Origin of the sequence: Mesorhizobium sp. AR10 (assembly GCF_024746795.1) — a bacterium.
In the GTDB taxonomy this organism is placed as follows: Bacteria; Pseudomonadota; Alphaproteobacteria; order Rhizobiales; family Rhizobiaceae; genus Mesorhizobium.
In genome coordinates, this window is record NZ_CP080524.1 from 5,839,201 (window position 1) to 5,863,990 (window position 24,790).

Consider the following 24,790-nt stretch of genomic DNA (forward strand, 5'->3'; position numbering starts at 1 on the left):
GCCACCCGTCAACAACGGATCGGCAATTTGAGATGGACCTGTTTCCGAAGCGCACCTTCCTGTTGAAGGCGTATCCCAAGGGTGGCACATGACTCGGCAGAAGCGCTCCCACCATAGACTGAAACGAGCGGTCGCACCCTATCTCTATCTGTCACCCTCGCTCCTCATAATCGGCCTCCTGATGCTGCTGCCGATGGTGACGGTGATTGGCTATTCGTTCCAGAACAGCGCGGTGCTGCGTCGCGACCCGTCCTTTGCCGGACTGAAACACTACCAGGCGATCTTTGCCGATCCAGTGTTCTGGGCCTCGCTGTGGCACACGCTCTACTTCACATGCATGAGTGTCGTCTTCCACATGACCATCGGCATGGTCTTCGCACTCATGCTGAACAGCGACCGCATCAATCCGACGCTGCGCAATATTCTGCGCGTGCTCTACATACTGCCTTGGCTGTTCACCGCGGTGATTATCGCCGTTATCTGGCGCCTCCTGCTCGAGCCGAACGGTGTCGTGAACAGCGTTCTCATGCAGATGGGCATCATCGGTTCGAAGGTCGAGTGGTTTTCCTCGCCCGAGACCGCGCTGCACGCCGTCACCTTCGCCAATATCTGGGCGGGCTACCCGCTTTTCATGGTCAGCCTGCTCGCAGGCTTGCAGGGGATTCCCAAGGATTTCTACGAGGCCGCCGATATCGACGGGGCGAAGGCCTACCAGAAGCTGATCTTCATCACCATCCCGCAGCTGATGCCGATCATCATCAGCATCTCGCTGCTCGACTTCATCTGGACCATGCAGGTCTTTCCATTGATCTGGATAACGACGGGCGGCGGTCCGATCTACTCGACCGAGGTCCTCAGCACCTACACGTATAAGCTGGCGTTTTCGAGCTACAACCTGTCGCAGGCGTCGGCGAGCGCCGTGGTCATCCTGCTGATCTCTCTCGGCCTGACGCTGTTCTACATCCGCTATCAAAAGGCTCGGTAGTCACCATGAGTAAAAGACACACGCCGAAAGACAGGCTGATCACCGTCGCGCTCCATGTCGCGCTTGCCGCAGGGCTCTTTTTCGCGGCCTTCCCGATCTACTGGATGCTGAGCAGCTCGTTCAAGTCGAATACCGAAATCTTTGCCCTGCCACCAACCGTCCTGCCGAAGGCCTTCACGCTGGAAGCGTATGCGGCCATCCTCGGCGACCCGGTAAAGCTGCGCTTCTTCTTCAACAGCTACTTCGTGGCCGGAGCGGTGACCGTGCTGACGGTGCTGATCGCCTTGCTGGCGGCCTATGGGTTCAGCCGTTTCAATTTCCGCGGCAAGGGCAGCCTCAACACACTCATCATCAGCACGCAGACGATCCCGCCGATCACGCTTTTGATCCCCTTCTTCGGGCTTGTCGTCTCGTATGGCATCTTCGACACCTACGTCGCGCTGATCCTGACCTACCTGGTGTTTACGCTGCCCTACGCGATCCTGCTGATGACGGGATATCTGAACACCTTGCCCCGCGATCTCGATGAAGCGGTGGCTGTCGACGGCGGCACCAGTTGGACCGCACTCTGGCGGGTGATCGTCCCGATTTCACTGCCTGGTATCGTGGCGACGTCGGTCTACACCTTCCTGTTGTGCTGGAACGAATTTCTCTTTGCGCTGACGCTGACGAAGTCAACGTCCATGCGCACCGTCCCGATCGGCATCCAGCTGTTGATGGGGCAGCACGCCTTCGAATGGAACCAGATGATGGCGATGAGCGTGCTCGGCTCGCTACCGCTCTTGGTCATCTACCTCGTTGCCCAGAGGTTCTTCCTCGCCGGCATGACCGCGGGCTCGGTCAAGTAGGATGTCCCTCCCGCGAAGAACTGATCGAGTAGGCCGCGCATCGAAATCTATGGATTGGACCTTCTCTGCTGGCAGGCGATATCGCCGCGATCTCGGGCGTCGTCATAGCGCCGCTGATCGTACTCTTGCTGTTCTTCCAGCGCCACATCGTCGAAGGGCCTACGCAAGGTGGAATCAAGGAATGAAAGGATGACCGTGAAAGACCTGAAAGTCGGGTGCCAGACCTTTACCTGGGAAATGCTCGGAGACCGCTTTGCCGGCGGCCCCGACGATCTGCTCAAAGCGATCGCCGATGGCGGCTATGCGGGCATCGAGATCACCGACACGATGATCGGCCGCTATGCCGACGGGCCGGCGGAATTCGCTACTGCGCTGAAGTCGTCCGGCCTCACACTGGTCTCCTTCGCCTTCGGTTCGAAGAGCGGTTTTACGCTGAAGGAGAAGATCGGCGCCGACCTCGAGACCGCGAAACGCTGGATCGATTTCGCCTCCGCCATTCCGGGTGCCCTCGTCTCGATGGGCTCTGCGACCGTCGTCTCCGACGGGCCGCGCGACGACAAGTTTGGCATCGCGGCCGAGTTCTACAACAAGGCCGGCGAGCTCGGACGCAAGGCTGGTGTCGACGTCGCCGTCCATCCCAGCTCCCACCACAACACGCTGCTGTTCGACCGCGCCGACTACGACCGGATTTTTGGGTTGATCGATCCGTCGCTGGTCGGCTGGGTGCCCGACACCGGCCACATATTGCGCGGCCACGCCGATATGGCTGATACGCTCACCACCTACCGCGACCGCATCCGCTACGTGCACCTGAAGGACGTCGATGCCAAGGGCACCTGGGCCATGCTCGGCAAGGGTGTCTGCGATACCCAGGCCGTGATCGATATCGCCAGTACCGCGCCACGCTTCAACGGCTGGCTGGTGCTGGAAGAGGAATCCGAAACCGCTGCCGCCGACCCGGCCGGCGCGGTCAAGACCAACCGCCAGACCATGCGCAACTACGGCGCGTGAGGAAGAGACCATGATCCGCAAGAAAGATCGTCGCCTTCGTGTCGGTGTGCTCGGCTGTGGGCCGATCGCGCAATTCGCCCATCTCGAATCCTGCGTGAAGGCCAGCAATGCCGACCTCTATGCGATCTGCGATGCCGCCCCCGACCTGTTGGCCCGCATGGGCGCGACATACGAGCCCGAGAAGATGTACGGCGACTACGATGCCATGCTGGCCGATCCGCAGTTGGAAGCGGTGATCGTCGCCACTTCGGACGCCTATCACGTGCCGATGTCGATCAAGGCGCTCCGGGCCGGCAAGCATGTGCTGTGCGAAAAGCCGATCGGCGTCTCGGTCGAGGAGGGCCAAAAGCTCGCCGATGCGGTCAAGCGCTCCGGCAAGATTCTCCAGGTCGGCCATATGAAACGCTTCGACCCGGCACTGGAAGCGGCGCGCGATTTCGTCCGCGACGAGATGGGCGATATCCTGGCGCTAAAAGCCTGGTATTGCGATTCCACCCATCGCTACACCAACACCGACGCCATCCAGCCGCTGCCGGTCACCAGCAAGCTGGCGCGCAAGCCGACAGGCAATCCGAAGGCCGACCTCAGACAGTACTTCATGCTGGCGCATGGCTCGCACCTCGTCGACACGGCACGCTTCCTGTGCGGTGAGATCGTCGCCGTGCGCGCCCGCCTCAACGAACGTTTCGGCGCCTATTGCTGGTTCGTCGAAACGGAATTCGCCAACGGCGCGCTCGGCCATCTCGACCTCACGGTGGCTGTGCGCATGGACTGGCACGAGGGCTTCCAGCTCTACGGCGAAAACGGCTCGGTAATCGCGAAGACCTTCAATCCCTGGTATTTCCGCGCCAGCGAGGTCGACATCTTCCACGAGAAGGATGCGACCTCGCGCAAGCCGCTTGGCGCCGACGGCCATTTCTTCCGGCGCCAGCTCGAAGGCCTCGCCGAGACGGTGCTCGACGGCAAGCCGATGCGTGGCGCCGATGTCGCGGACGGCATCGCCTCGATCCGCGCCATGGTGGCGATTGCCCGCTCGGTCGAGACCGGGCAGCGCGTCGAGATCGCCACTGTGTCGGGGGCGGTCTGATGCAGATCGGGGTGTTCGCCAAGACCTTCCCGGGCAGCGAGCCGGCCGGCGTGCTGGCGGCGGTGCGCGATGCGGGATTTGCCGCCACCCAGTTCAACCTTGCCTGTGCCGGCCTGCCGTCGATGCCGGATGCGGTACCCGACGCCGCCGTCCGTACTATTGCTGCAGCGTCCGACACCTCTGGCATTGCGTTGGTGGCACTGTCCGGCACCTACAACATGGCCCATCCGGACAAGGCTGTGCGCGACGACGGTCTGCGTCGGCTTGGCGTGGTCATCGCGGCCGCGGCAGCTCTTTCCATTCCGCTCGTCACCTTGTGCACGGGAACCCGCAACCCGGACGATCAGTGGGCGCATCATCCCGACAATGCCGATCCTTCGGCCTGGGTCGACATGGCAACCGAGATGGAAAAGGCGCTTGATCTCGCCGAGCGCCACGGTGTCGATCTCGGCATCGAGCCCGAACAGGCCAACATCGTCACCTCGGCGGCGGACGCGATGCGCCTCATCGCCGAGATGGGCTCGAAACGGCTGCGCATCGTGCTCGATCCCGCAAACCTGTTCGAGCAGGCAAGCGCCGGGCAAGCCCGCACCATCGTCACCGCCGCGGTCGAACGCACCGCAGGTCACGTCGCCATGGCCCACGCCAAGGATCGTCTTGCCGACGGCCGCTTCGCTACCGCCGGCCGGGGCGTCGTCGACTTCCCGGATTTCATTAGTCGGCTCAAGGAAACCGGTTTCGATGGTGCGCTTGTCACGCACGGGCTTTCGGCCGAAGAAGCGCCTGGCGTCGCCCGCTTCTTGAATGGGCTGGCCTGATGCCGCGCCCGGCCACCATGCTCCGGGATGACGCCACGCTTCGGGTTTCCGACAGCGGCGACGGGCTTGCGGTCGTCTTCCAGCACGGACTGGGCGGCGGCGAGGCTCAGGTCGCGCAATCCTTCCCCGCCGCCGCCGGCCGGCGCATAACGCTCGAGTGCCGCGGGCACGGCGCCTCGGAGCTGGGCAGCAGCCGGCCGTTTTCCTTCGGCATGTTCACCGACGATGTCCTTGCCGCCACCGATCAGGCCGGTCTCGATCGTTTCGTCGCCGGAGGCATTTCCATGGGCGCCGCGATTGCGTTGCGTCTCGCCTGCCGTCACCCGAACCGCGTCGCCGGCCTGCTGCTGGTGCGACCAGCCTGGACCTTCAATAAATCGCCGGTGAACCTGCAGCCGATCGCCGAGGTTGCCGGCCTCATACTCAGTCACGGCCCCGACAAGGCGAGAGAAATCTTCGCGCAATCGCAAACGGCCGCACGCCTGCAGCGCGAGGCGCCCGACAATCTCGCCTCGTTGTTCGGCTATTTCGACCGGCCGGATGCCGGACCGTTCGGGCAAGTCCTCGCCGACATCGCCGCCGATGGACCGGAGATTTCGACAAGCGATGCCGCAGCCCTTGGCATACCCGTGCTGGTCATCGGCAACGCTCTGGATGCGGTGCATCCATTGTCGGCGGCGCAAACTCTTGCCGATGCCATCCCCGGCGCGACATTCTTGGAAATCGCTGCCAAGGCGCTCGACAGCGCCAGGCATTTCGCCGAGCTGCAGACTGAGATCACCACCTTCCTTCACGCCCACTTCAACATTCGGAGCCTTGTTGCGTCATGACCACCAAATCCCTGTCCGGCCGTGCTGCCATCGCCGCCTTGCCGCGCAACCGGCTGCTTGGCGAGTTTTCCCTGTGGTCAGCCGACCTTGCCAATATGGAACGCGACCTGAAGCGCATCGATGCCTTTGTCGACCTGCATCACATCGACGTCGCCGACGCCCGCTTCACGCCCGGCTTCCTGTTCTTCCCGGACCTGGTTGCGCGGATAGCCAAGCTGACCGCAAGGCCGATCCATGTGCACCTGATGGTGGAAGCCGAAATCGTCGAGGAGCAGACACGCCAGTTCATCGAGGCCGGCGCCGACCTGATCAGCGTCCATGCCGAAAACGGCGAAGCCGGCCTGCGCGCCGTGCGGCTGGCGCATGAACTCGGCGTCGAGGCCGGCGTGGTGCTCCGGCTGGAAACGCCAGTCGCCGCGGTCACGCCGTTCCTGCCCGAAGTGGCTTTCGTGACGCTGCTCGGCACATCCATCGGCGTCAAGGGCCAAAGCTTGTCCGACCAGGCCTGCCCGCGCCTCATCGAGGCACGCGCGCTGATGAAAGAGGCAGGCCGCGAAGCCGACATCATCCTGGCTGCCGATGGCGGTATCCGCCAAGAGACGGTGCCGCGCCTGCGTGCCGCCGGCGCGGAGACGGTGGTGCTCGGATCGCTGGCTTTCGGCGACCCCGACCTTGCCCAGCGCATGGCCTGGCTGCATGGGCTGAAGGTCGCCGCCTGATGACAAAGGTTGCGCTTGCCTTCGATCTCGGCGGAACGGAGCTGCGCGGCGCGCTGGTCGGCAGCGGCGGTCGCGTGGTCGCCCATGTTTCGGCGCCGACGATGGCAATCGCGGGATCGGAAGCCGTGATCGGCCAGATCATCGCACTGTCCGGAGACCTTCTGACACAGCACCCACAGGCAAAGGTCGCCGGCATCGGCGTCGGCGCGCCGGGACCGCTCGATCCCAAGGCTGGGATCGTCATTGCACCGCCAACGCTGGCGGGCTGGCACGACGTGCCGCTGATCGACATTCTAGGTAAGCATTTCGGCCTGCCGGTGCGGCTGGAGAACGACGCCAATGCGGCCGCGCTCGGCGAGTGGCGCTTCGGCGCCGGCCGTGGCACCGGATCGATGGTGTTCGTCACCGTATCCACCGGCATCGGCGGCGGCGTCGTTGCCGAGGGTCACATCTATCATGGCCGGCGCGGGCTGGCGGCCGAGATCGGCCACATGACCATCACCAGTGAAAGCGACCGCTGCTTCTGCGGCGCCATCGGTTGCTTCGAGGCCGTCGCCTCGGGAACCGCGCTCGGGCGGCGCGCCACGGCGCTGACCACTCCGGGCGACGGCTCCCTGCTGCGGCGCCTGTCGGCTGACGGCGACGTTTCGGCCAGGCACGTTGTCGAGGCCGCGCGGGCCGGCGACATCAGCGCGCTCGAACTGGTCGAGGCGGAGGCGAACTGGCTGGGCATCGGCTTCACCAATCTGCTTCACCTCTATTCGCCGGACCTGATCGTGATGGGCGGCGGCCTCGCCAATGGCTTCGACCTGTTGGCTCCGCGCATCAGGGCGGTCGTCCAGCAGAGGGCGATGCCGGCCTACCGCGATGTGCCGATCGTACCGGCGCTGCTCGGCAACCAGGCTGGACTGATCGGTGCCGCCAGCCTGATCCTGTGGGAAGGCGAACCAGGCGCGCCACTGGCGATGGCGCAGGACGAAGACGATAGCGGCACGACCAAACGTGCCGGTGTCCGGGAGGCAAGCCATGGCTGAGCCAAATTGCGCGGCGTGCGGCGATGAATTGCTGCTCGGCATGCGGCCGGAACATCTGCGCATCGCGCCCGTCGGACAGTTAAAGGGGCAAGCAGCGCTCGCCGAACGGCTGGGCAGCCTGACCATCCTGCACGTCGAGATCGCGCCTGACATCACGCTGGTCGTCCAGGCCGAAGGCGGCGACAGGACGCCGTTGCACAGCCCGATCGCGCTCGACATCTCACCGTCGGTTTGCCACCTGTTTCGTACGGATGGGCCGGCGCTGGCGCCGCTGCATAAGCTGAACGATTGCTTTTAAAGACCGCCGCCGAAGTCGGCTTCGAGCCTGGCCTCGATAACCCTGCGTCGCCGTTTCGCTCGCGAGATCGCCGTAAACGACATCGACCTGCTGCACTGCAGCACATCAAAAAGCACTGCACAACATTTTAATTCTTGACGCGTGTCAATTTTTTATAAAACATGCGGAAATGCTGATGGACATCGGTCAGCGCTCTGGGAGGAGAAATGCCTGACACGAAAAGTGGCCCGAACCGGGCCCTTGATCTGCGTACCGCAGGGCGATCGACGGTCTGTCGACAGCCCGCTGCCAAGGCCCGGACAGGCATTTCGTTCGTCGAGAAACGAACCAGGTACAACACAACCAACAATTAGGAGGAGAACGAAGCATGCGCATGTTCAATTGCCTGACGCTTGGCGCAGGTCTGTTTGCGACGATAATTTCAGTGCCGGCCCATGCCCAGGACGCCGCGAAAGTCGCGGCCATCGTCAAGGGTCTCGACAATCCTTTCTTCCAGACCATGCAAAAGGGCATCGAGGACCAGGCCAAGACCAACGGTGTGGCCGTCACCGTCCAGGCAGCCGCCAATATGGGTGATGCAACCGGGCAGGCCGATCGGCTGACCGCCATGGCCCTGCAGGATTTCGATTGCTATCTGGTCAACCCGATCAGCGTCAGCAATTTGGTGCAGGCGCTGGTGCCTGTCGCCCAGAAGAAGAAGCCGATCGTCAATATCGACAGCACCATCGACCCCGAGCAGGCCAAGGCCGCCGGCTTTGCCATCTCCACCTATATCGGCACCGACAACGTCGCCGCCGGCGCGCTGGCCGGCGAGGAGATGCTGAAGCTGGTGCCGAAGGGCTCCAAGGTCGCGCTGATTGCCGGCATCGTCGGCGATGTCGGCTCCAACGCCCGCATCAAGGGCTTCAAGCAGGCCGTCGAAGGCAAGCTCGAAGTCGTGGTCATGGTGAGCGCCGACTGGGATCGCGAGAAGGCGCTGACGGCGGCCACCGACATCCTGGCAGCACACCCGGATCTCGCCGGTTTCTTCGCCGCCAACGACATCATGGCGCTCGGCGTCGAACGCGCCGTGCAGACCTCGGGCAAGGACGTCAAGGTGATCGGTCTCGACGGCATTGTCGACGCGCTGAAATCGATCGCTGCCGGCGAGCTCACCGCCACCGTCGCGCAATATCCCTATGTCGTCGGTGCCATGGGCGTCGAAGCTTGCGCCGTGGCCGCCAAGGGCAAGGAACTGCCCGCCAACGTGCCGGCACCAGTGCTCTTGATCAACAAGGACAATGCGGAAGCGTCGCTGAAGAATTTCCCGGCCCCTGGCGGCGACTATCCCGATCCCTTCCGCGAGATGTTGAAGTAGTGAGCACTCCCGAACAAAACGCGCCCGAGCCCAACGCGGGCGCGCCGGAGGAGAGCCGCCCCTCCCTGTCGGCTCTCCTCCTGGATCCCTCCTTCTGGGCCGACTGGGCATCCGTCGTCGGCCTCGTCGGCCTCGTCATCGTGTTCGGCATCGCCCAACCGGTCTTCCTCAGCGTCGCCAATCTGCAGGCCCTGTTGCTGGCGGCGGCGATCCTGGTCGTGCTGTCGATCGGCCAGACCTTCGTGGTGGCGACGTCCGGCATCGATCTGTCGATGGCGGCAGCGGTCATGCTGGGCGCCATCATCCTCGGCCTTGTCGACGCCGCCGGCTGGGGCATTTTCCTCGCCTGCGTGCTCGCCGTCGCCGCGACCTGCGCAGTCGGTTTTCTGAACGGCCTCATCATCACGGCCGGAAAAATTCCAGACTTCGTGGTGACGCTCGGCACGCTTTCAGCTGTCACCGGGCTTGGCCTCATCCTCTCGGATGGCGAGCCGACAACGGTCGGCTCGACATTCCTGCTGAAGCTCGCCTCCGGCTCCTTCGGGCCGTTCGGCTATCCGGTCTGGGTGGCGATATCAGCCGTTGTCGTGGCGCATATCGCGCTCTACCACACGCGCTTCGGAGTGCATCTGCTGGCGACCGGCGGCCAGACCGAAAGTGCCCGCTCGCTCGGCATCCGGACCGACCGCGTCAAGATCGCCGCCTATACCATTTCCGGCTTCTGCGCCGGCATCGCCGCTCTGCTTCTGGTGGCGCGCATCGGCTCGGCCGAACCGCTGATCAACACCAGCCTGCTGCTCAATTCGGTGGCGGCGGTGGTTCTGGGCGGTGTCAGCCTGTTCGGTGGACGCGCCAGTATTCTTGGGCCGGCGATCGGCGCGCTCATGCTGACGGCCCTCGTCAACGGGCTGACGCTGCTCAGCGTTTCGGCCTTCTACCAACCGCTTGCCGTGGGTATGATTGTCGTGCTGGCGGCCCTGATCATGCGGTACCAGAAATGAGCGTCGTCAATCACATCCCCTCGTCTGACGCGATCCTCGCCTGCGACGGACTGAGCAAGCACTTCGGCGGCATCCGCGCCTTCACCGACGTCGCCTTCCAGGCTCGCCGCGGCGAGGTCACCGCCGTGATCGGCGACAACGGCGCCGGAAAGTCGACACTGATCCGCTGCCTGGTCGGCGTGCATGTGCCGGACGGCGGAGAGATCTTCTTCGACGGGCGGCCACGCCCCTTCGCCAATCCCGACGAGGCGCGCAAGGCCGGCATCGAGACCGTGCACCAGAACCTGGCGTTGATCGACGAGTTGACCGTAGCGCAGAACCTGTTCCTCAATCGCGAGATCGTGCGTCGGATCGGCCCTTTCGCTTTCCTCGACCGGACCGCTATGAAGCAGCAAGCGCGCGCCATGCTGTCGCGCCTGTCGATCAACATGCCTTCGGTCACCCAGCGCGTGCGGCGGCTGTCAGGCGGGCAGCGGCAGGCGATCTCGATTTGTCGCGCAGCCGGTTCCGGCGCAAAGCTGGTGGTGATGGACGAGCCGACCGCAGCGCTTGGCGTGCAGGAGACCGGCAATGTCGAGGCGCTGATCCGACGCCTGCGCGATCAGGCCGTCAGCGTCATCCTGGTCAGCCACAATTTCGATCAGGTGCGGCGGCTTTCCGACCAGATCTGGGTGATGCGGGCGGGACGAATGGTGGCGACCGTGCGTTCGTCGGAAACCACCGGCAACGAGTTGGTCGCACTGGTCACCGGCGCGGCCTGAGGGCCTAGCAATGATCCGTTGGCCGTTCTGGCCAGCGCCGAAAGAAATGCGTTTGAAGGGGAGTATGCCGTGGCGGTGATCCGTGTCGGGCTTGTCGGTCTTGGAGAGGTTGCGCAGTCGATCCATCTGCCGGTGCTGAGCGACCAGCGCGACCGCTGGGCGATCGCAGGCATCTATGACGTCTCGCCGAGTCTGGTCGCACTCTGCCGGTCCAAATATGCCACAGCCAAGGCCTTCGATTCCGCCGAGGCGCTGATCAACTCACCGGATATCGACGCAGTTTTCATCCTCTCGTCCGACGACACCCACAGCCGCTTCGTGCGTGCTGCGATAAAGGCCAACAAGCACATCCTCCTGGAAAAACCCGCCTGCCTGACGGTGCGCGAGATCGACGAACTGCTGGCGCTGGCGCCGAACTACGCCAAGACGCTCTTCGTCGGTTACATGCGCCGCTATGCTCCTGCCTATCTGGCGGCCAAAGAAGAACTGCCCGACTTTGCCGACATCACCCATGTCCGCATCTTCGACTTGATCTCCGAAGGCCGGCATTTTCTGAAGAAGAGCCAGAATGTGCTCTATCCCACCGACATCGACCCTGCCCTCTTGGCGCGCGGCGCCAAGGAGCGCGACGCGCTAATCCGCGAAGTGGTTGGCGTCGATGCCCCAGCCGATCTGGTGCGCGCCTATCGGGGCCTGACGGCGCTCTCCTCGCACCACATTTCGGCGATGCGGGGACTGCTCGGTGAGCCAACCCGTGTGCTTGCGGCACACCGCACCAATGGCGGCGCCAACACCAGCGTAACGTTCGACTATGGACACTTCGCCGCCTGCTACGACGCGGTGGTCGATGATCTCGGCCTGTTCGACGCCATGATCGAGGTGCGCTCGAACACCAGGCGGCTCCGCATCATCTACGATACGCCCTATATCCGCAGCCTGCCGACGCGGCTCGAAGTGACCGAAAGCGGAACCGCCGGCCCGGTGACCAGGACTTTCGGACCGCTCTACGGCGACGCCTTTTCGAACGAGCTCGAGACCTTCCATCGCCACATCACGGATGGCACCAGGCCAGAGACGGACCTGGCGGATTCACGTCGCGACCTGGCGCTGATGGCGGAGATCATCGACCGCATGAAAGAGATTGCCGGACGCTCAGGCCGGCCGCCTATTTCCCGCAATGGTGATCGTTGATCTTGTTGCGCGCGCACGACGCTGGCGCCGCTGCCTTCGGCGTGAGCGGCACGCTCGCCCGACAGAGTGCAGTGGCACCAAAGACGTCCCAGGACGAACGGCTGGTTATGTTGCCTCTTTCACAGTCAGCGGCACCAATCGGTTACATAAAAGAGCGACGCTGATGTGTCTCAGCAGGGGAGGTAACCATGGATATGACGTACAAGGCAGTTCAGGAAACGCTCCGGGCTGCGGGAATTGTCATGAGCAAGAAGGGCGAAACCCATCGCATAAACTTCTTCAGCGGCTTGGAAGACACGGCGCGCTACACGACAAATCTTCAAGATGCCCTGGACAACGGGCTGGCCATGGCGAGACGGCAACGCTCGTGACCGTAGGCGCTGGCCATGATCCGATGACCTCGTTGGTCGCCATCGGGCGCGTTTGTCGCCGCTCTTACAAGCTTGCGGTCGATTTTCATGGCTGCAGTCTCATCGAGGCTCAGTGCATGTCGCCCAAAAGTGCGCAGCGGTTTTGGGACAACGACAGCATAAAAACAAAGATTTAAAGCGCGTCGATTGAATCCGTTTCAACGCGACGCGCTTTGGGCCACTCTCGGCGTAAGGCCGGCATTCTCAAAACAGCTGGGGTTGGTCAATGCAAGATGGAGGCACACCGGATCAGGTCGACCAGTTCCAGGGTTTCATCCCAATACTGTGCGAGTTCGAGACCAAAGCCACCGCCGTAGGAGAGCAAGGAGAACTGGCACGCCAGTTCTTCCTGAAGGCGCAATGCCTCAAAAGGATCCGTGATCGAGCCCGTCACCATGACGGCCAAGTCCCGACAGCGCTGCTCGGTTTCAAGACCGGCGCCGGCAACAATCGCCCCAAGCTCAACCATGATCGAAATTAGCCGCACAAGGCCCTCCCTCCTGCGCAACACCATATTCTCTCAATTTCAATCATAGTTGGTCAGATTTGAAAACCCCCTGGCGTTTTCTGTCCCCAGTTCCTTTCTGATAATTGGCCTTGGCCGAGCTTGGCTCGTCAACGTGCCAACCGGCGCGTCGGACCATCCGAGAACGGGCTCATCTCACTGTGATAACAGGCCTAAGTGACCGGGTGGACGCCTGGTACAGCCGCCCACCCGGATCCTATGATTACGCTTGGCCTAGGTCAGCCACCGGCACCACCGCTGCCACCGCCGCCACCGCTGCCACCGGCACCACCGCTGCCACCGCCGCCACCGCTGCCACCGGCACCACCGCTGCCGCCACCGGCACCACCGGCACCACCGCTGCCGCCACCGGCACCACCGGCACCACCGTCGCCACCGCCGCCGCCGCCGTCGCCGCCGTCGCCACCACCGCCGCCGTCGCCACCACCGCCGCCGTCGCCACCGCCACCGCCGTCGCCACCACCGCCGCCGTCGCCACCGCCACCGCCGTCGCCACCACCGCCGTCGCCACCACCGCCGCCGTCGCCACCGCCGCCACCGTCGCCACCGCCACCGTCGCCACCACCGCCGCCGGAGTTGCCACTGTTGCCGTTGCCACCACCTTCCCCATCACTGGCCAACGCAGCTGCGACGAGAGCGGTGGTGAGGGGTGGGCATTGGGCGAGTTGATCGGCAGACAAGATGCTCTTGCGATTGATCGCTATGCAGCAAAGCTCGTAGTTACTTTCGGTAAGCGGCTGACATTGCGCGGCCGCTAGCCGCGGTCGCACACTATTCTGTGCTGTTGTGGGAGTTGCCAAAACCACCGCCACAAGGGCGGATGAAACAAGCAAGGTTGAGCGAACCCTGCTCGCGCAGGTTGGGTACAGGTGCATTTCTTCCTCCTAAAGGGAAAAAAGGCGCTCCCGTCCCCAAACTGGGCGCTATATCAAAGTTTCCGACCATCGGAAACATATTGTTAACTATACACTGTTTTGAAAGCAGTGCAAATGCCATCGGTAAGGGTTGATTTAGCTTGTCCTGAAATTATGAATGTCGCCCATCGACAGAAGGGGACGACAAGTGATTCGTTTGGCGGCAATTGTGGCCGCAGCCATGGTGACATCTGGCTGCAGCGATACCATGCATACCAGTGGCACTACAGCGACGATGGTCACCAAAGGGTACGCATTCGCCCCGCCGGCCTTTCGTCCCTTCTGCGCCAGACAACCAAAACTCTGCAGCACCGGCGGTCAGGTCAAGCAGGTTAAGCTCACGCCGGCACGCCAGGCTGAGCTTGCGGCTGTGAACAGCTCCGTCAACCACCGGATCAAGGAGCGTAGCGACCTCGACTCGGTCGGCAGTGCCGACGATTGGCGTGTCCCGACCAAAGACGGTGACTGCGAGGACTTCGCCATCCTGAAAAAGAGCGAACTTCTGAAGCGCGGATGGCCGGCTTCCGCCTTGCTGCTGACAGTCGTGACACTCGGCGGCGCAGGCCACACGGTGCTTACCGTGCGCACGGACAAGGGCGACCTGATCATGGACAACCGCAGCAGCGCCGTCAGGAATTGGTCGCGTACTTCGTATCGGTATTTTGCCAGGCAATCCCAGTCCGAAAAAGGCAAGTGGACACGCATCGCGTCCTAGCCGGTACAGGCCTCCGCAGATTTTCCGCGGTGTTTCGTGGCCGACGGGATTATTCACGACCTGCCCTGATCCTCAGGCACGGCCTCGCGCCACCAACGGTTCGCACATAGCTCGAATGAACTACTCCTTGCCGCCTTCCAACGGCGTTCCTTCCATGCCACATTTGCCGGAATTTCCTTGCCTGGCCAAGGGTTAGAAGGAAAACAGCCAGTGCCGTAACCGTCACCGGTTTGCCCACGCCCTTCGGGCAAAGGTCAACATCATGCGTGTGGATGTTATCGATAGTTTCGATACTCTCCTCCAACTGAGAGGCAATTGGGACGCTGTCTACGAAGCTGACCCGGAAGCTCAGTTCTTCATGTCCTGGACATGGATCGCGGGCTGGTTCAAGCGACTTCGCTATCAATGGATCATTCTGGCTGCAAAAGAAGAGCATGGCTCATCGGACTATGTCGGTTTCTTCCCTCTGCAGCTACGAACGGAAAGAGCCAGGGACGGCGGATTCCAGAACGAACTCAGGACCGGGGGGAGTTATTTCGCCGGATATACAGGGTTCATTTGCAGCCCCGAAATTCAGGATGATGTCGTCCGCGCTTTTGCCGAACACGCAAAGCAGATAAACTGGGCCAAGCTCCATCTTGAGAATATTTTCGCGTCGCCGCAGCGGCTTGGCGCATTCCTGGGCCAATTTCCACCTTCCGAGTTCCTGACCAGCAAGGTCAAACGGCCGGACGATGGCGACAACATCGATCACGATATCTATGTCTACGTGAATTTGCCCGGCAGTTGGGACGAGTTCCTTGGCGAAAGAATGGGCTCGCACACACGCTATAACGCCAGGCATACGCTAAGGTCGATCGAAGACGGGGGTGAGTACCGGATCACCAACGTTACCGCGGCGACGCTCGAGCACGACCTGAACGCACTCCTTGGGTTCTGGAAGAACCAGTGGGCGGCCAAGCTGGCGGCGCGATACCATCCGGGCCTGCCGCAGGCGATGATGAACAATTTTCGCAACATGCTCAGCTCCTGTTTCGAGCACGATGCCCTCTCTCTTCCCGTCTTGTGGCGGGGAGAAACCCCAATCGGGGTGCAGGCCAGCCTCATCGACCGCAAGAACAGGTCTCTGATCAGCTTGCTCAATGGACGCGACCTCACCATCAAAAGGCCGGCTCCAGGTTTTGCGCTTCATCTCTACAGCATACGATGGGCTATACAGAACGGCTTCGCCATCTACGATCTTCAGACAGGGAATTTTTCCTACAAATATGATTTCGGCGGCATCGAACGCCGGGTCGAGTGCCTCCTCGTGAGTACAAAGACCCGTCGCAATCTTCGCAACAGGCTGGACAGCCGCAGCCTGCCTGTTGTGCTCACAAGGGCAAACGGGTTGCACGAAGCGGGTGAACTCGACGCGGCCGCGCAGGCCTGTCGCCAGATCCTGGATGCCGATCCTGCTCATGTGGGTGCGCTTCGGCTGCTCCAGCAACTCGCCGCAACGCGACAAGCTCATTTACCGCGCGATCTGAAGAGGGCGGCGCATTTTCATCAAACCGGGCATTTGGCTGAAGCGGAGAAGATGTACCGCGCAATCTTGAATGTTGAGCCCAAACACTTTGATGTCACTTACCTGCTTGGCGTGATTTTCCTTCAGCAGCGAAGGTACGAAGAGGCGGAACGGCAGAGCAGTCTCGCGATAAGTCTCAGACCCGATGTCGCTGCGTCGCACTACAATCGTGGATTGGCGCTGGTGAAACTCGACCGCGTCGAGGAAGCTCTGGCGAGCCTGAACGATTGCATCGGACTCAAGCCGGATCATAGCCAGGCCATTGCCCTGCGCGACAATGTGCTGAAGACCTTTGGGCGCACGGCAAGTCCGCCCAGCAGATCCCCCAGTTCGGGCTCACCGGTCAGATAGATTTCAGCGGCCATCCGGCGTGCGCAGGCCGATCCACTTGTCCTTGACCGCGTTGTAATGCTCTTCAGGTCTGTATTTCGTCACCTGCAGAGCGAGGCGTTCGACCGACAGACGGCCGATCGCCGAAAGGATGGCATAGCTCGCCACCACGACATCATGTTCGGAGTTGGCAAGCTCGATCTTCGCAGTGATGACGGCGTTCTGGGCGTTCAACACGTCGAGCGTGGTGCGCTGGCCGACATTGCGCTCTTCGATGACGCCATTCAAAGCCAATTGCGCGGCGGCGATCACCTCCCTGTTGGCAACGACACCCTGTTGCGCGGCGGTGTATTGCGTCCATGCCGAGGTGACGGCGTTGCGCACCTGGTCGCGGCTGACATCGACCTCGATCCGGGCCTGGCTGAGCGATTCCTTCGACTGCCGAACCAATGCCGAGGTACGGCCACCCGAATAGATCGGGATTGTCAGCGTCGCGCCGATATTGGCCGAGGTCGAATCGCCGTTGGTGCCGATATCCGGACTACGGTGCAGATAATCCTGGGAAATACCGGCCGAAGCGGAAAGCTGCGGCAGCAGGGCGCCTTCGTTCGATTTCACCGAAAACCCCGCCGCATCGACCAGATGCTGGGTGGCCAGGATGGCCGGATGCTCGGCGGATGCGATGGTGATCGCCGCACCCAGGTTCGATGGCAAAAGCTTCGCCAACGGTGAAGCGCCCTTGAGCTTGCCCGGTTCATCGCCGACGATCTGATGATAGGACGCCGCACTTGCCAGTGCCTGCGCACGCGCGGCACTCAACTGCGCCACGGCGGACGAACGCGAGGCGTCGGCCTGGGCGACGTCGGTGCGCGTGCCTTCGCCAACCTCAAAGCGCGAGCGTGCCGCGCGCGCTTGCTCGGTGAGGAACTGCAGGTTCTGCTCGGTCAGCACCGCCACCTGCCGGTCGCGTATCACGTCCATATACGCTTGCGCCGCAGTAAACAGAATGTTCTCTTCGGTGTTGCGCAGGCTTTCGACCGAGGCGCTGACCCGCGATTCGGCGGCAGCGACGTTGTTCCTGGTCTGGAACCCGTCGAACAGGCTCTGGTTGATCACGATACCGACACTGGCGCTCGAAAGTTTGTTGCTGGCGCCGCTGACGCGCGTGTTCTGGTAGTCGACGTCAGCCTGTCCATTGATGGTCGGGCGCCAGCCGGACTTGGCGAGGGGCACGCCCTCGTCGGTGACACGGACACCGGCACGGGCGGAATTCAGCGAGGAATTGTTCTGGTAGGCCTTGGAAAGCGCGCCGAAAATGGTTTCCGCGGAGGCGACTATCGGCGAAAGCGCGGTCGCGGACAGGACCAGACACGCCAGGAACCCGTATCGCGGAAACAACAAAGACAAATTCAACTCCCCCCTTCTGCGGTAAAGCTCAACTCGCTCCACCGTTCCCTAAGGATAGTAAATTTGTTAACCAATTCACCTCGGAAACGAATTCTCGTCAACAATTGACCATATATCTCTATTTATTTCTCTTATATGTTCAATAGATTCGTATATTCTGCTCATTTCCTTATCATCAAGCTTTTCGATCTTTCCGTATTTTACCTCATCCTTTCCGTCCGCGATACGCATCAATTGCGTGCTCGCATGAGTCCCCGTTTCGTCGAACGAATAGATACAGTGGCTGTATTTGTTTCGCAACTTCCCCTGGCGGGTAAGTTTGCCGGTGACGGTCAGAACTGCCTGACGGCACGCGGTCGGCGTTTTCGGCATTTTCGCCAGGCGCTCGACCAGTTCGATGCGCGCGCGCGTCGTATTCAGCGTCAAGAAAATGATGATTGCCGTTTCCTTGTCGACCTTCGCCAAACCGGCAATCAGATAAATCAGCAGGCTTTCGGTGTTGGTCCACGTGTAGTTCAACTGGCCAACGAGGAGCAGAATCTCCTGAAAGCGGGGCATGATCTAAGCGGAAGTTTGGGCAAAGCGCGACGGTCGCGCGTTGTCCGCATCGGCATGAAATGTACCCCTGCGATCGTGGAACACTGCCGCTGCCTCGGTCCTGTTGTGCGCGCCAAGTTTGGTGATGATGTTGTGCAGATGGATCTTGACCGTGTGTTCGGACAATTGAAGCGCGGCTGCGATGATCTTGTTCTGCAAACCTCGCGCCACCATCTCGAGAATCTGAAATTCTCGCTCGGTTAACTCGCCCATCTGATCGAACCCGGTGTCAGCAGAATTCGCGTGATCAGCCCGCTTGGAGTGGTCCGCGGTTTTGGCCGGAGCGCTCTGCGAGCTCTGTGCATATGACTGGAACATGGCGAATGGAAAATACTCCCCGCCACGAAGCACCAGCCTGATGACCGAAAGCCAGACATCCAGCTTCAAATCCATCGGCAGGACACTGCGCACAATCTTCAGGTCGAAGACATCCTGGACGGATACAGGTGTCCGATTATCATGCTGCACCAGAACGACCGGTGCCGCTGGATGAAGCCTTATCAGGTCGCCCGCACGCCTGTCGATTTCGGACAGGAATTCGACATCGACCAGTGTAAGGCAAACCGGATGCTCGAACGTGGTGCAAGCGGCCTCCAGAGTGGGGACCTGCTCTACCGATATGAAGGGAAACTCCCTCTCGATTGCATAAACCAGGCAATCGGGAAAACTGTCGGCCGGCGACGCTATCAGCAGAACTCTCTGTGACCAGCTCTTTCCTAATCCGTCGTCACTAACGCTACGCGCGTTGGAATCCGCGACTCTTGACATGGCTACCCCACCCTAACCCTAAGACCAGCATTTCGGTTGACGGTTTCTGTTTCTGATTTTGGATCGCGAGAGTCCCAACCCCGCAAAACGGCTAGTCTTAACGAGTTATACACCAATTTAGGACCGACTGATATAGTTCGGAGGAGCTATTGCCAATTTGTGGTTTACGGCCGTGCCGGCGGCTCGCGAGCGACCTCCGTCGGCATCCTCTCAACCGACTTGAACAGGCGGCCAGCCGGCTGGCCCGGCCGATTTCTCAAACAGCCTAATGACCACGATCTCAGAGTAGTCGCGGGGCGGATCGCAGAGTTGTCGCGGGGGGCGCTGCGATCTCATAGTGACAGCCCTTGTTCTCGGTGTTTCCCTCGAACGGGCTAGCCCGAACTGTCACCTTACAATTATTAGCCTGTGGCGCAAACTTCCCGTGTTCAGTGCAAGGGAGCGGGGAACTCCAGGTTATTGCCGTAACTGAGCGACCGGGTCCTTGAGGGTCCGGCGCCATGATCGTGCTTTACCTGATCGAGCCGCCTCTCCGAAGTCTAAGGGAGGTACTTCAAGCAACTTATGATGAAAGTCGGATTTCGGACCTCAGTCCCCTCGGTCCGATAGTCCATTCACCGCATTAAACGCAACGTTCGCGCACAGCCCAAGGCCGCTAAGAGAAGAATGCGGTTCGGCAGTCGCGGCATCAACTGAGGAAACGATCATGTCTGTCGACCTCGACAAGAACAACATCAATGCATTCGGCCTGCAGATCGTCGATAGCGAATTCGATATCGGCGGCACCGACGGTGACAACAGCAACGACAACAAGAACCGGAACGACAACGACGCCAGGAACGAAAACGAAAACGAGAACAAAAACGAAGCCTCGAACGAAAACGAGAACAAGTCCGAGAACGAAAACTCGAACGAGAACAAGGCCTCGAACGAGAACGAGAACAAGTCCGAGAACGAGAACTCCAACTCGAACAAGTCCGAGAACGAAAACTCGAACGAGAACAAGAACGTCAACGAGACCAAGGTCGACGTCGACGTCGACGTTGGCGTCAAGCTCGAAGGCGAACTCGGAAACTCGGATGACGACTTCGCCGACATCGGCAACGAGGGAGATGGCGCCTTCAAGGACAACACGATCCTCAACAACAAGGACGGCAACCTCACCTATGATCCAGGCGACGACATCACGTTCAAGGACATCCTGAACGACTCGATGAATGGCGACGGAACCAACACCGCCTCCGTCATCAACCAAGTCGCGAACATGTACGACGAGGACAAGGTCGAGAACGCGACTGTCAAGAACGACGCCGACTTCAAGCTTGATTTGAACGCCAAGGGCGGCGAGTCCGAAGCCGGTGACGGCATCTCGGCTGGCGGCGGCGGCGGCGACGGCGGCAGCGATGCCAAGGCCGCTGGCGGCGAAGGCGGCAATGGCGGCGACGCCAAGTCCGGCGACATCGAAGCCGGTGACGGCAAGGGCGGCCTGGCCCTCAGCGCAGCCATCGGTGGCGACTCCAAGAGCGACAACAAGGCCGACGGCGGCGACTCCGACGGCGGCGATGCCGATAGCGGCGACGCCGATGGCGGCGACGGCGATGGCGGCGACGCCAAGGGCGGCAACGGCGATGGCGGCAACGCCAACGGCGGCGATGGCCTCGGTCTCGGTCTCGGTCTCGGCCTCGGGCTTGGTGTCGGCGCTGCCGAAGCCGGCGATGCCAAGTCGGAAGACGGTGGCGACGCCAAGGCCGACGGCGGCAACGCTGACTCGGACGGCGGCGATGCCAAGGCTGATGGCGGCAATGGCGGCGACGGCGGCAATGGCGGCGACGTGACTGGCGGCGACGCCGATGCCGATGGCGGCGACGGTGTCGATCTTGACAGCAAGCTGTCCCTCCTGAACCTCGGTGAAGGCGGCGACGCCAAGAGCACTGCAGGCGATGCCACCGGTGGTGGCGGCGGTGGCGGTGGCGGCGGTGGCGGCGGCGGTGCCGACGCTGACGGCGGCAATGCCGACTCGGATGGCGGCAACGCCCATTCGAACGGCGGCGACTCCGAATCCGATGGCGGCGATGCCCTCGGCGCAGGCTATGGCGCAGGCTACGGCGCAGGCGTTGGCGCAGGCACCGGTGGTGCTGGCGGCACGGGCGGTGCTGGAACTGGCGGGGCCGGAACCAGTGGTGACGGAACCGGCGGCGAGGCCACCAGCGGTAGCGCGACCGGCGGCGACAGCCTCGGCGGCTTCGCAGGAGCCTTCGGCGGTGACGGCGGTCATGCGCTGAGCGGCGCCTGGGCCGATGGTACCGGCGGCGATGCTAAGGGTGGGTTCACCCTCGCTGGTGCCGGTGGTGCTGGTGGTGCTTCTGGCGATGCCTACAATGGCGATGGCGGTGCCGGTGGTGCCGGCGGAAGCTGGGGTTCGGACAATGGCGATGACGGCTTCGTGACCGGCACCAGCCATGCATCGGCCGACGCCCTCATCGACATCAGTGCCTTCAACCAGCAGATCGTGATGGGCGCCAACCTGCAAGAAAACCTGGTCGATCAGACCGTGGTTGGCGGCAACTACCACAACACGCTGACTGGCGAAGACGCCGGCGACCACACTGGTACGTAATTGGTTGCACGACTGATTTCGCAGGAAATCAGGCAGCTACGGACTGCGCGGAGTTTTTCCGCGCAGTCCTTCCAATCCGAGAACATGCCGCAGGATTGAGCGTGAATGATCTCAAGATACGGAGGCTTCCGTGTATTCCGTTTATTCTATGCAATTGGACAAGATATCCGAGGCTATCTCTCATTTCATAGGGATGTTCGAACTCTCGGTCGAAGAAGCGCGGCAGCAAAAGGCCTATGACGAGTTTAGAGCGGCCGAGGCCGTCAAGGAAGACATTCCCGATCTTCCCAACACCAATGTGAACGTCAAGGCACCCTACACGCTGGACGATTTCGATCCGCACGTTCCCTATATGGGGCTCAAGCCGGAACTGGTACCGTTCACCGTCAGCACGAACTTCTGGTACACGCCCCCGGAAATTCCCGAAGGCGGGCCTGTGCGCCTTGACCATGATCGGTTTCATACTCCGCACCTGCAGGCGGCCGGCAGTGGCATGACGCTGCCTCACATCGAGCCTCCGGGCGCCGTTGCCGTCTACATCAACCAGGAGATCAGCCTGTCCGACAATGACTATGTCGGCGCCGGCGGGCATGGCCTGAAATTCACCCCGACGGTCGATGATGGCAGCCAACTGACATCGCTGTTGAATGCCACGGCGGAGTTGTCGCCTCTCGATGACCTGGCAATTCCGGGCTCCGCCGCGGATATCGCAGCTGTCGTGACCACCGCAGCCGATCGGATCGAGAGCTATTCTGGCAGCTCCGACGGAGAGGCTACTGTTTTCGTGGCGCGCTCCGACGCGAATTCGGATCCCATCGACGGGACTTTCGTCAACGGACAGCTTGTCGACGAGGCTGACGCGCCGAAGATGGAGGACCATATCAACATCCTGAAGGAACAGGACGACGACGAAGCCAGTGAAGGCCCCGACACGGAAGAATACAGCGTTTCGCCCGACTCCTCCGATTTCATGTCAGGCTGGGGCAACGGCTTGTTGGCTCCTTCGGTCGAGCTGCATGCCGGCGGCAACACGCTGATCAATTCCGCGGTTCTGACCAACAACTGGACAGGTGCACCAGTCATCGCCGTCGTCGGAGACAGCCATGAAGTCAACGCCATCGTCCAGATCAACGCACGGTGCGACACTGACTCGGTCAGCTCCACGCTCAATGGATGGACGCTGGGCGCCAATGGTCCCGACGAGAGCTTCAACATCGCGACGTTCAAGCACATCGACCCAACGGCCAACGACGAGGCTCCAGCCCCGGCGGACGGGTTCCCGGCCGCCTGGGTGGTGACCCAGATCACCGGCGACCTGGTCATCATGGACTGGATCCAGCAATACACGTTCATGATGGACAACGACACGAGCATCCTGTCGTCGTCCGGCGTCAGGACGATGGTGACGACTGGCGACAACACGCAGATAAACGACGTTTCGCTCAATCAGCTGAGCTATTATTACGACCTGATCATCGTTGGAGGGAACATCTATGACGCCAACATAATCCATCAGCTGAACATTCTCGTAGACAACGACCTCATCGGTGCGGTCGACGGGTTCGAGACGAGCGGCGAAGGCAGCTATTCAACCGCAGGCAACTTGCTCTGGAACGACGCGACGATCATCAATGTCGGCGGGCAAAATCATTTCGAGGCGCTGCCGGATTCCTATCTGAATGCGGCGACGGATCTTGCGGCCGGCAAGCAAGCCAGCCCCGGCGACATCCTGAACGACGAGGCCTTTGCCGGCATCGGAGCTCTGCGCGTCCTCTATATCTCCGGTGACATGCTCAATCTGCAGTACGTCTCGCAAACGAACGTGCTGGGCGACAGCGACCAGGTCGCCTTGGCGATGAACCAGTTCATTGCACATCCGGAAGCGGAATGGACCGTCATCACCGGTGGCAACCAGGTGGCCAATTTCGCCGGCATTATCGACGTCGACGGAACCGACAAGACCTATGTGGGCGGCGAACATTATTCAGATGAAATCCTGATCCAGGCGGACATCATTTCGTGTGATCCGGAGTTCGGCGGACAGAATCCAGACACACTGGTGAACGAAGCGGTGGCCTTCCTCACCGATGACGCATCGGACGACGACGACGTGCAGCCGGATCACCATGTGTCGCTGATTCCGGACAATTCACAGGTCGACGTCATGCAAGGCATGACGGGCTGATTGGGATCCGGGGGGATTTATGATGAACGACGATCGTGACCAGTCCTGGGGCTCGTTTGCCGACGACCTGGAAGCAGCCATGTTCGAGGACGAACCGGCTGCGCAAAAGTCGGCTGAACCGACGACCAGCAAATCCCTCTCCGGTGCTTTGCAGCGGCATGAACGGGTAATCGACCGGACCATCGAGGCGATCGACCATGTGGTCGACGAACTTCGCAATGTCGCGGGCGGCACCGAGCCACATGCGGCGAAGGCCGAACATTACCCGGCATTTCCCTGGCGGCTCGACGAGACGGCCAGATCTGTCGACAAGGACGCACCCAAGCCGCAGCAAGCCAGGTCGTCTGTGGCCCCCTCGGAAGGCAAGGCGCAGACGGCGCCCGAAAATCCTGCGACTGGGCTCCCTGCGACGGCGAGGCCGGCGCAGGCGAGGGAACACGGCGAGGTCAAACAGACCGGCATGCAGACGGCGCCATCCGCCGTCCTGCCAGCGGCCAAGGAAAACCGCGCAACACCGCCACAGCCGGCCAGATCGGCGCCAGCGCCTTCTTCCGCGACCGGGACGGTCGCAGCCTTGGGCGACACGTCCGGGCCATCTGCCAAGAGCACACGCTCCAGCTCAGAGTCCGGAGAGTCCGCACCGACCGCGATGGCAGCCGCAAAGGCCGTGACGGTCGCCGAGAAGGATCATGTGACGACCGAACGGTCGGCGGCGAAGCCAGAATCCGTTCAGACTGCCGCTGCCGGAACAACAAGAACCAATGCGCCGGCAAGCCCAATACCGGTGCCGCCCAGGCCGCAAAGTGCGCCTGCC

24 protein-coding genes are annotated in these 24,790 nt (G+C 61.7%); 18 read left to right on the forward strand and 6 right to left on the reverse strand.

Annotated elements, in window-relative coordinates; all coding sequences use genetic code 11:
• Nucleotides 1-88 precede the first annotated feature (88 nt).
• The 14 genes from LHFGNBLO_RS32000 (at nt 89) to LHFGNBLO_RS32065 (ending at nt 12,311) form a co-directional block, all read left to right on the forward strand.
• Nucleotides 89-985 (forward strand): carbohydrate ABC transporter permease, encoded by an 897-nt coding sequence (locus LHFGNBLO_RS32000; RefSeq protein WP_112566022.1) that lies wholly within the window; start codon nt 89-91, stop codon nt 983-985.
• A 5-nt stretch (nt 986-990) separates the two neighbouring features.
• Nucleotides 991-1,833 (forward strand): carbohydrate ABC transporter permease, encoded by an 843-nt coding sequence (locus LHFGNBLO_RS32005; RefSeq protein ID WP_258604028.1) that lies wholly within the window; start codon nt 991-993, stop codon nt 1,831-1,833.
• 189 nt (nt 1,834-2,022) lie between these two features.
• Nucleotides 2,023-2,844 carry a sugar phosphate isomerase/epimerase family protein gene (locus LHFGNBLO_RS32010; protein ID WP_258604030.1) on the forward strand — a complete coding sequence of 274 codons (822 nt, stop codon included), beginning with the start codon at nt 2,023-2,025 and terminating at the stop codon, nt 2,842-2,844.
• Between the two features lie 10 nt (nt 2,845-2,854).
• Nucleotides 2,855-3,931, forward strand: coding sequence for a Gfo/Idh/MocA family protein (locus LHFGNBLO_RS32015; protein WP_258604032.1), 1,077 nt, complete (start codon nt 2,855-2,857; stop codon nt 3,929-3,931).
• Nucleotides 3,931-4,749 carry a sugar phosphate isomerase/epimerase family protein gene (locus LHFGNBLO_RS32020; protein ID WP_258604034.1) on the forward strand — a complete coding sequence of 273 codons (819 nt, stop codon included), beginning with the start codon at nt 3,931-3,933 and terminating at the stop codon, nt 4,747-4,749. Before LHFGNBLO_RS32015 ends, LHFGNBLO_RS32020 begins: the two co-directional genes overlap by 1 nt.
• On the forward strand, nt 4,749-5,579 hold the full coding sequence (locus LHFGNBLO_RS32025; RefSeq protein ID WP_258604036.1) for an alpha/beta fold hydrolase: 831 nt from the start codon (nt 4,749-4,751) through the stop codon (nt 5,577-5,579). Before LHFGNBLO_RS32020 ends, LHFGNBLO_RS32025 begins: the two co-directional genes overlap by 1 nt.
• Nucleotides 5,576-6,298 (forward strand): ribulose-phosphate 3-epimerase, encoded by a 723-nt coding sequence (locus LHFGNBLO_RS32030; RefSeq protein WP_258604037.1) that lies wholly within the window; start codon nt 5,576-5,578, stop codon nt 6,296-6,298. The genes LHFGNBLO_RS32025 and LHFGNBLO_RS32030 overlap by 4 nt, the downstream gene beginning before the upstream one ends.
• Nucleotides 6,298-7,332, forward strand: a complete 1,035-nt coding sequence (locus LHFGNBLO_RS32035; RefSeq protein WP_258604038.1) for an ROK family protein — start codon at nt 6,298-6,300, stop codon at nt 7,330-7,332. The genes LHFGNBLO_RS32030 and LHFGNBLO_RS32035 overlap by 1 nt, the downstream gene beginning before the upstream one ends.
• A complete protein-coding gene (locus LHFGNBLO_RS32040) occupies nt 7,325-7,630 on the forward strand; it encodes a TOBE domain-containing protein (protein ID WP_258604039.1) in 306 nt (101 codons plus the stop codon). The genes LHFGNBLO_RS32035 and LHFGNBLO_RS32040 overlap by 8 nt, the downstream gene beginning before the upstream one ends.
• Before the next feature lie 367 nt (nt 7,631-7,997).
• On the forward strand, nt 7,998-8,987 hold the full coding sequence (locus LHFGNBLO_RS32045; protein ID WP_258604040.1) for a substrate-binding domain-containing protein: 990 nt from the start codon (nt 7,998-8,000) through the stop codon (nt 8,985-8,987).
• Nucleotides 8,987-9,988, forward strand: coding sequence for an ABC transporter permease (locus LHFGNBLO_RS32050; RefSeq protein ID WP_258604041.1), 1,002 nt, complete (start codon nt 8,987-8,989; stop codon nt 9,986-9,988). The genes LHFGNBLO_RS32045 and LHFGNBLO_RS32050 overlap by 1 nt, the downstream gene beginning before the upstream one ends.
• Entirely contained in the window at nt 9,985-10,749 is a 765-nt protein-coding gene (locus tag LHFGNBLO_RS32055; RefSeq protein WP_258604042.1) for an ATP-binding cassette domain-containing protein, read from the forward strand. The genes LHFGNBLO_RS32050 and LHFGNBLO_RS32055 overlap by 4 nt, the downstream gene beginning before the upstream one ends.
• 69 nt (nt 10,750-10,818) lie before the next feature.
• A complete protein-coding gene (locus tag LHFGNBLO_RS32060) occupies nt 10,819-11,940 on the forward strand; it encodes a Gfo/Idh/MocA family protein (protein WP_258604043.1) in 1,122 nt (373 codons plus the stop codon).
• Nucleotides 11,941-12,128: 188 nt separating this feature from the next.
• Complete coding sequence (locus tag LHFGNBLO_RS32065) at nt 12,129-12,311, forward strand: hypothetical protein (protein ID WP_258604044.1); 183 nt, start codon at nt 12,129-12,131, stop codon at nt 12,309-12,311.
• Nucleotides 12,312-12,573: 262 nt separating this feature from the next.
• Here the strand turns inward: LHFGNBLO_RS32065 and LHFGNBLO_RS32070 are convergent, their stop codons facing one another.
• Both LHFGNBLO_RS32070 and LHFGNBLO_RS32075 read right to left on the reverse strand, forming a co-directional pair.
• Nucleotides 12,574-12,837 (reverse strand): hypothetical protein, encoded by a 264-nt coding sequence (locus LHFGNBLO_RS32070; protein ID WP_258604046.1) that lies wholly within the window; start codon nt 12,835-12,837, stop codon nt 12,574-12,576.
• Nucleotides 12,838-13,078: 241 nt separating this feature from the next.
• Entirely contained in the window at nt 13,079-13,474 is a 396-nt protein-coding gene (locus LHFGNBLO_RS32075; protein ID WP_258604048.1) for a hypothetical protein, read from the reverse strand.
• A 497-nt stretch (nt 13,475-13,971) separates the two neighbouring features.
• Here LHFGNBLO_RS32075 and LHFGNBLO_RS32080 point away from each other — a divergent pair, with 497 nt between their 5' ends.
• Together LHFGNBLO_RS32080 and LHFGNBLO_RS32085 are read left to right on the forward strand one after the other, a co-directional pair.
• Nucleotides 13,972-14,505, forward strand: a complete 534-nt coding sequence (locus LHFGNBLO_RS32080) for a transglutaminase-like cysteine peptidase (RefSeq protein ID WP_258610002.1) — start codon at nt 13,972-13,974, stop codon at nt 14,503-14,505.
• A 262-nt stretch (nt 14,506-14,767) separates the two neighbouring features.
• Complete coding sequence (locus LHFGNBLO_RS32085) at nt 14,768-16,423, forward strand: GNAT family N-acetyltransferase (RefSeq protein ID WP_258604049.1); 1,656 nt, start codon at nt 14,768-14,770, stop codon at nt 16,421-16,423.
• A 3-nt stretch (nt 16,424-16,426) separates the two neighbouring features.
• On the opposite strand, the gene LHFGNBLO_RS32090 is transcribed toward LHFGNBLO_RS32085, so the two are convergent.
• From LHFGNBLO_RS32090 to LHFGNBLO_RS32100, 3 genes are all read right to left on the reverse strand, one after another.
• Nucleotides 16,427-17,803, reverse strand: coding sequence for a TolC family outer membrane protein (locus LHFGNBLO_RS32090; RefSeq protein WP_258610004.1), 1,377 nt, complete (start codon nt 17,801-17,803; stop codon nt 16,427-16,429).
• Nucleotides 17,804-17,884: 81 nt separating this feature from the next.
• The gene (locus LHFGNBLO_RS32095; protein WP_258604051.1) at nt 17,885-18,367 is read right to left on the reverse strand and encodes a hypothetical protein; all 483 of its coding nucleotides are present in this window, start codon (nt 18,365-18,367) and stop codon (nt 17,885-17,887) included.
• A gap of 3 nt (nt 18,368-18,370) precedes the next feature.
• Complete coding sequence (locus LHFGNBLO_RS32100; protein ID WP_258604053.1) at nt 18,371-19,174, reverse strand: helix-turn-helix transcriptional regulator; 804 nt, start codon at nt 19,172-19,174, stop codon at nt 18,371-18,373.
• A 706-nt stretch (nt 19,175-19,880) separates the two neighbouring features.
• Between LHFGNBLO_RS32100 and LHFGNBLO_RS32105 the strand changes: the two genes are divergently transcribed.
• Together LHFGNBLO_RS32105 and LHFGNBLO_RS32110 are read left to right on the forward strand one after the other, a co-directional pair.
• Nucleotides 19,881-21,791 (forward strand): hypothetical protein, encoded by a 1,911-nt coding sequence (locus tag LHFGNBLO_RS32105; RefSeq protein WP_258604055.1) that lies wholly within the window; start codon nt 19,881-19,883, stop codon nt 21,789-21,791.
• Nucleotides 21,792-21,921: 130 nt separating this feature from the next.
• Nucleotides 21,922-23,976, forward strand: a complete 2,055-nt coding sequence (locus LHFGNBLO_RS32110) for a type I secretion protein (protein WP_258604056.1) — start codon at nt 21,922-21,924, stop codon at nt 23,974-23,976.
• Here the strand turns inward: LHFGNBLO_RS32110 and LHFGNBLO_RS32115 are convergent.
• Nucleotides 23,954-24,238 carry a hypothetical protein gene (locus LHFGNBLO_RS32115; protein ID WP_258604057.1) on the reverse strand — a complete coding sequence of 95 codons (285 nt, stop codon included), beginning with the start codon at nt 24,236-24,238 and terminating at the stop codon, nt 23,954-23,956. The two genes, LHFGNBLO_RS32110 and LHFGNBLO_RS32115, sit on opposite strands and share 23 nt — an antisense overlap.
• Nucleotides 24,239-24,790: the final 552 nt, after the last annotated feature.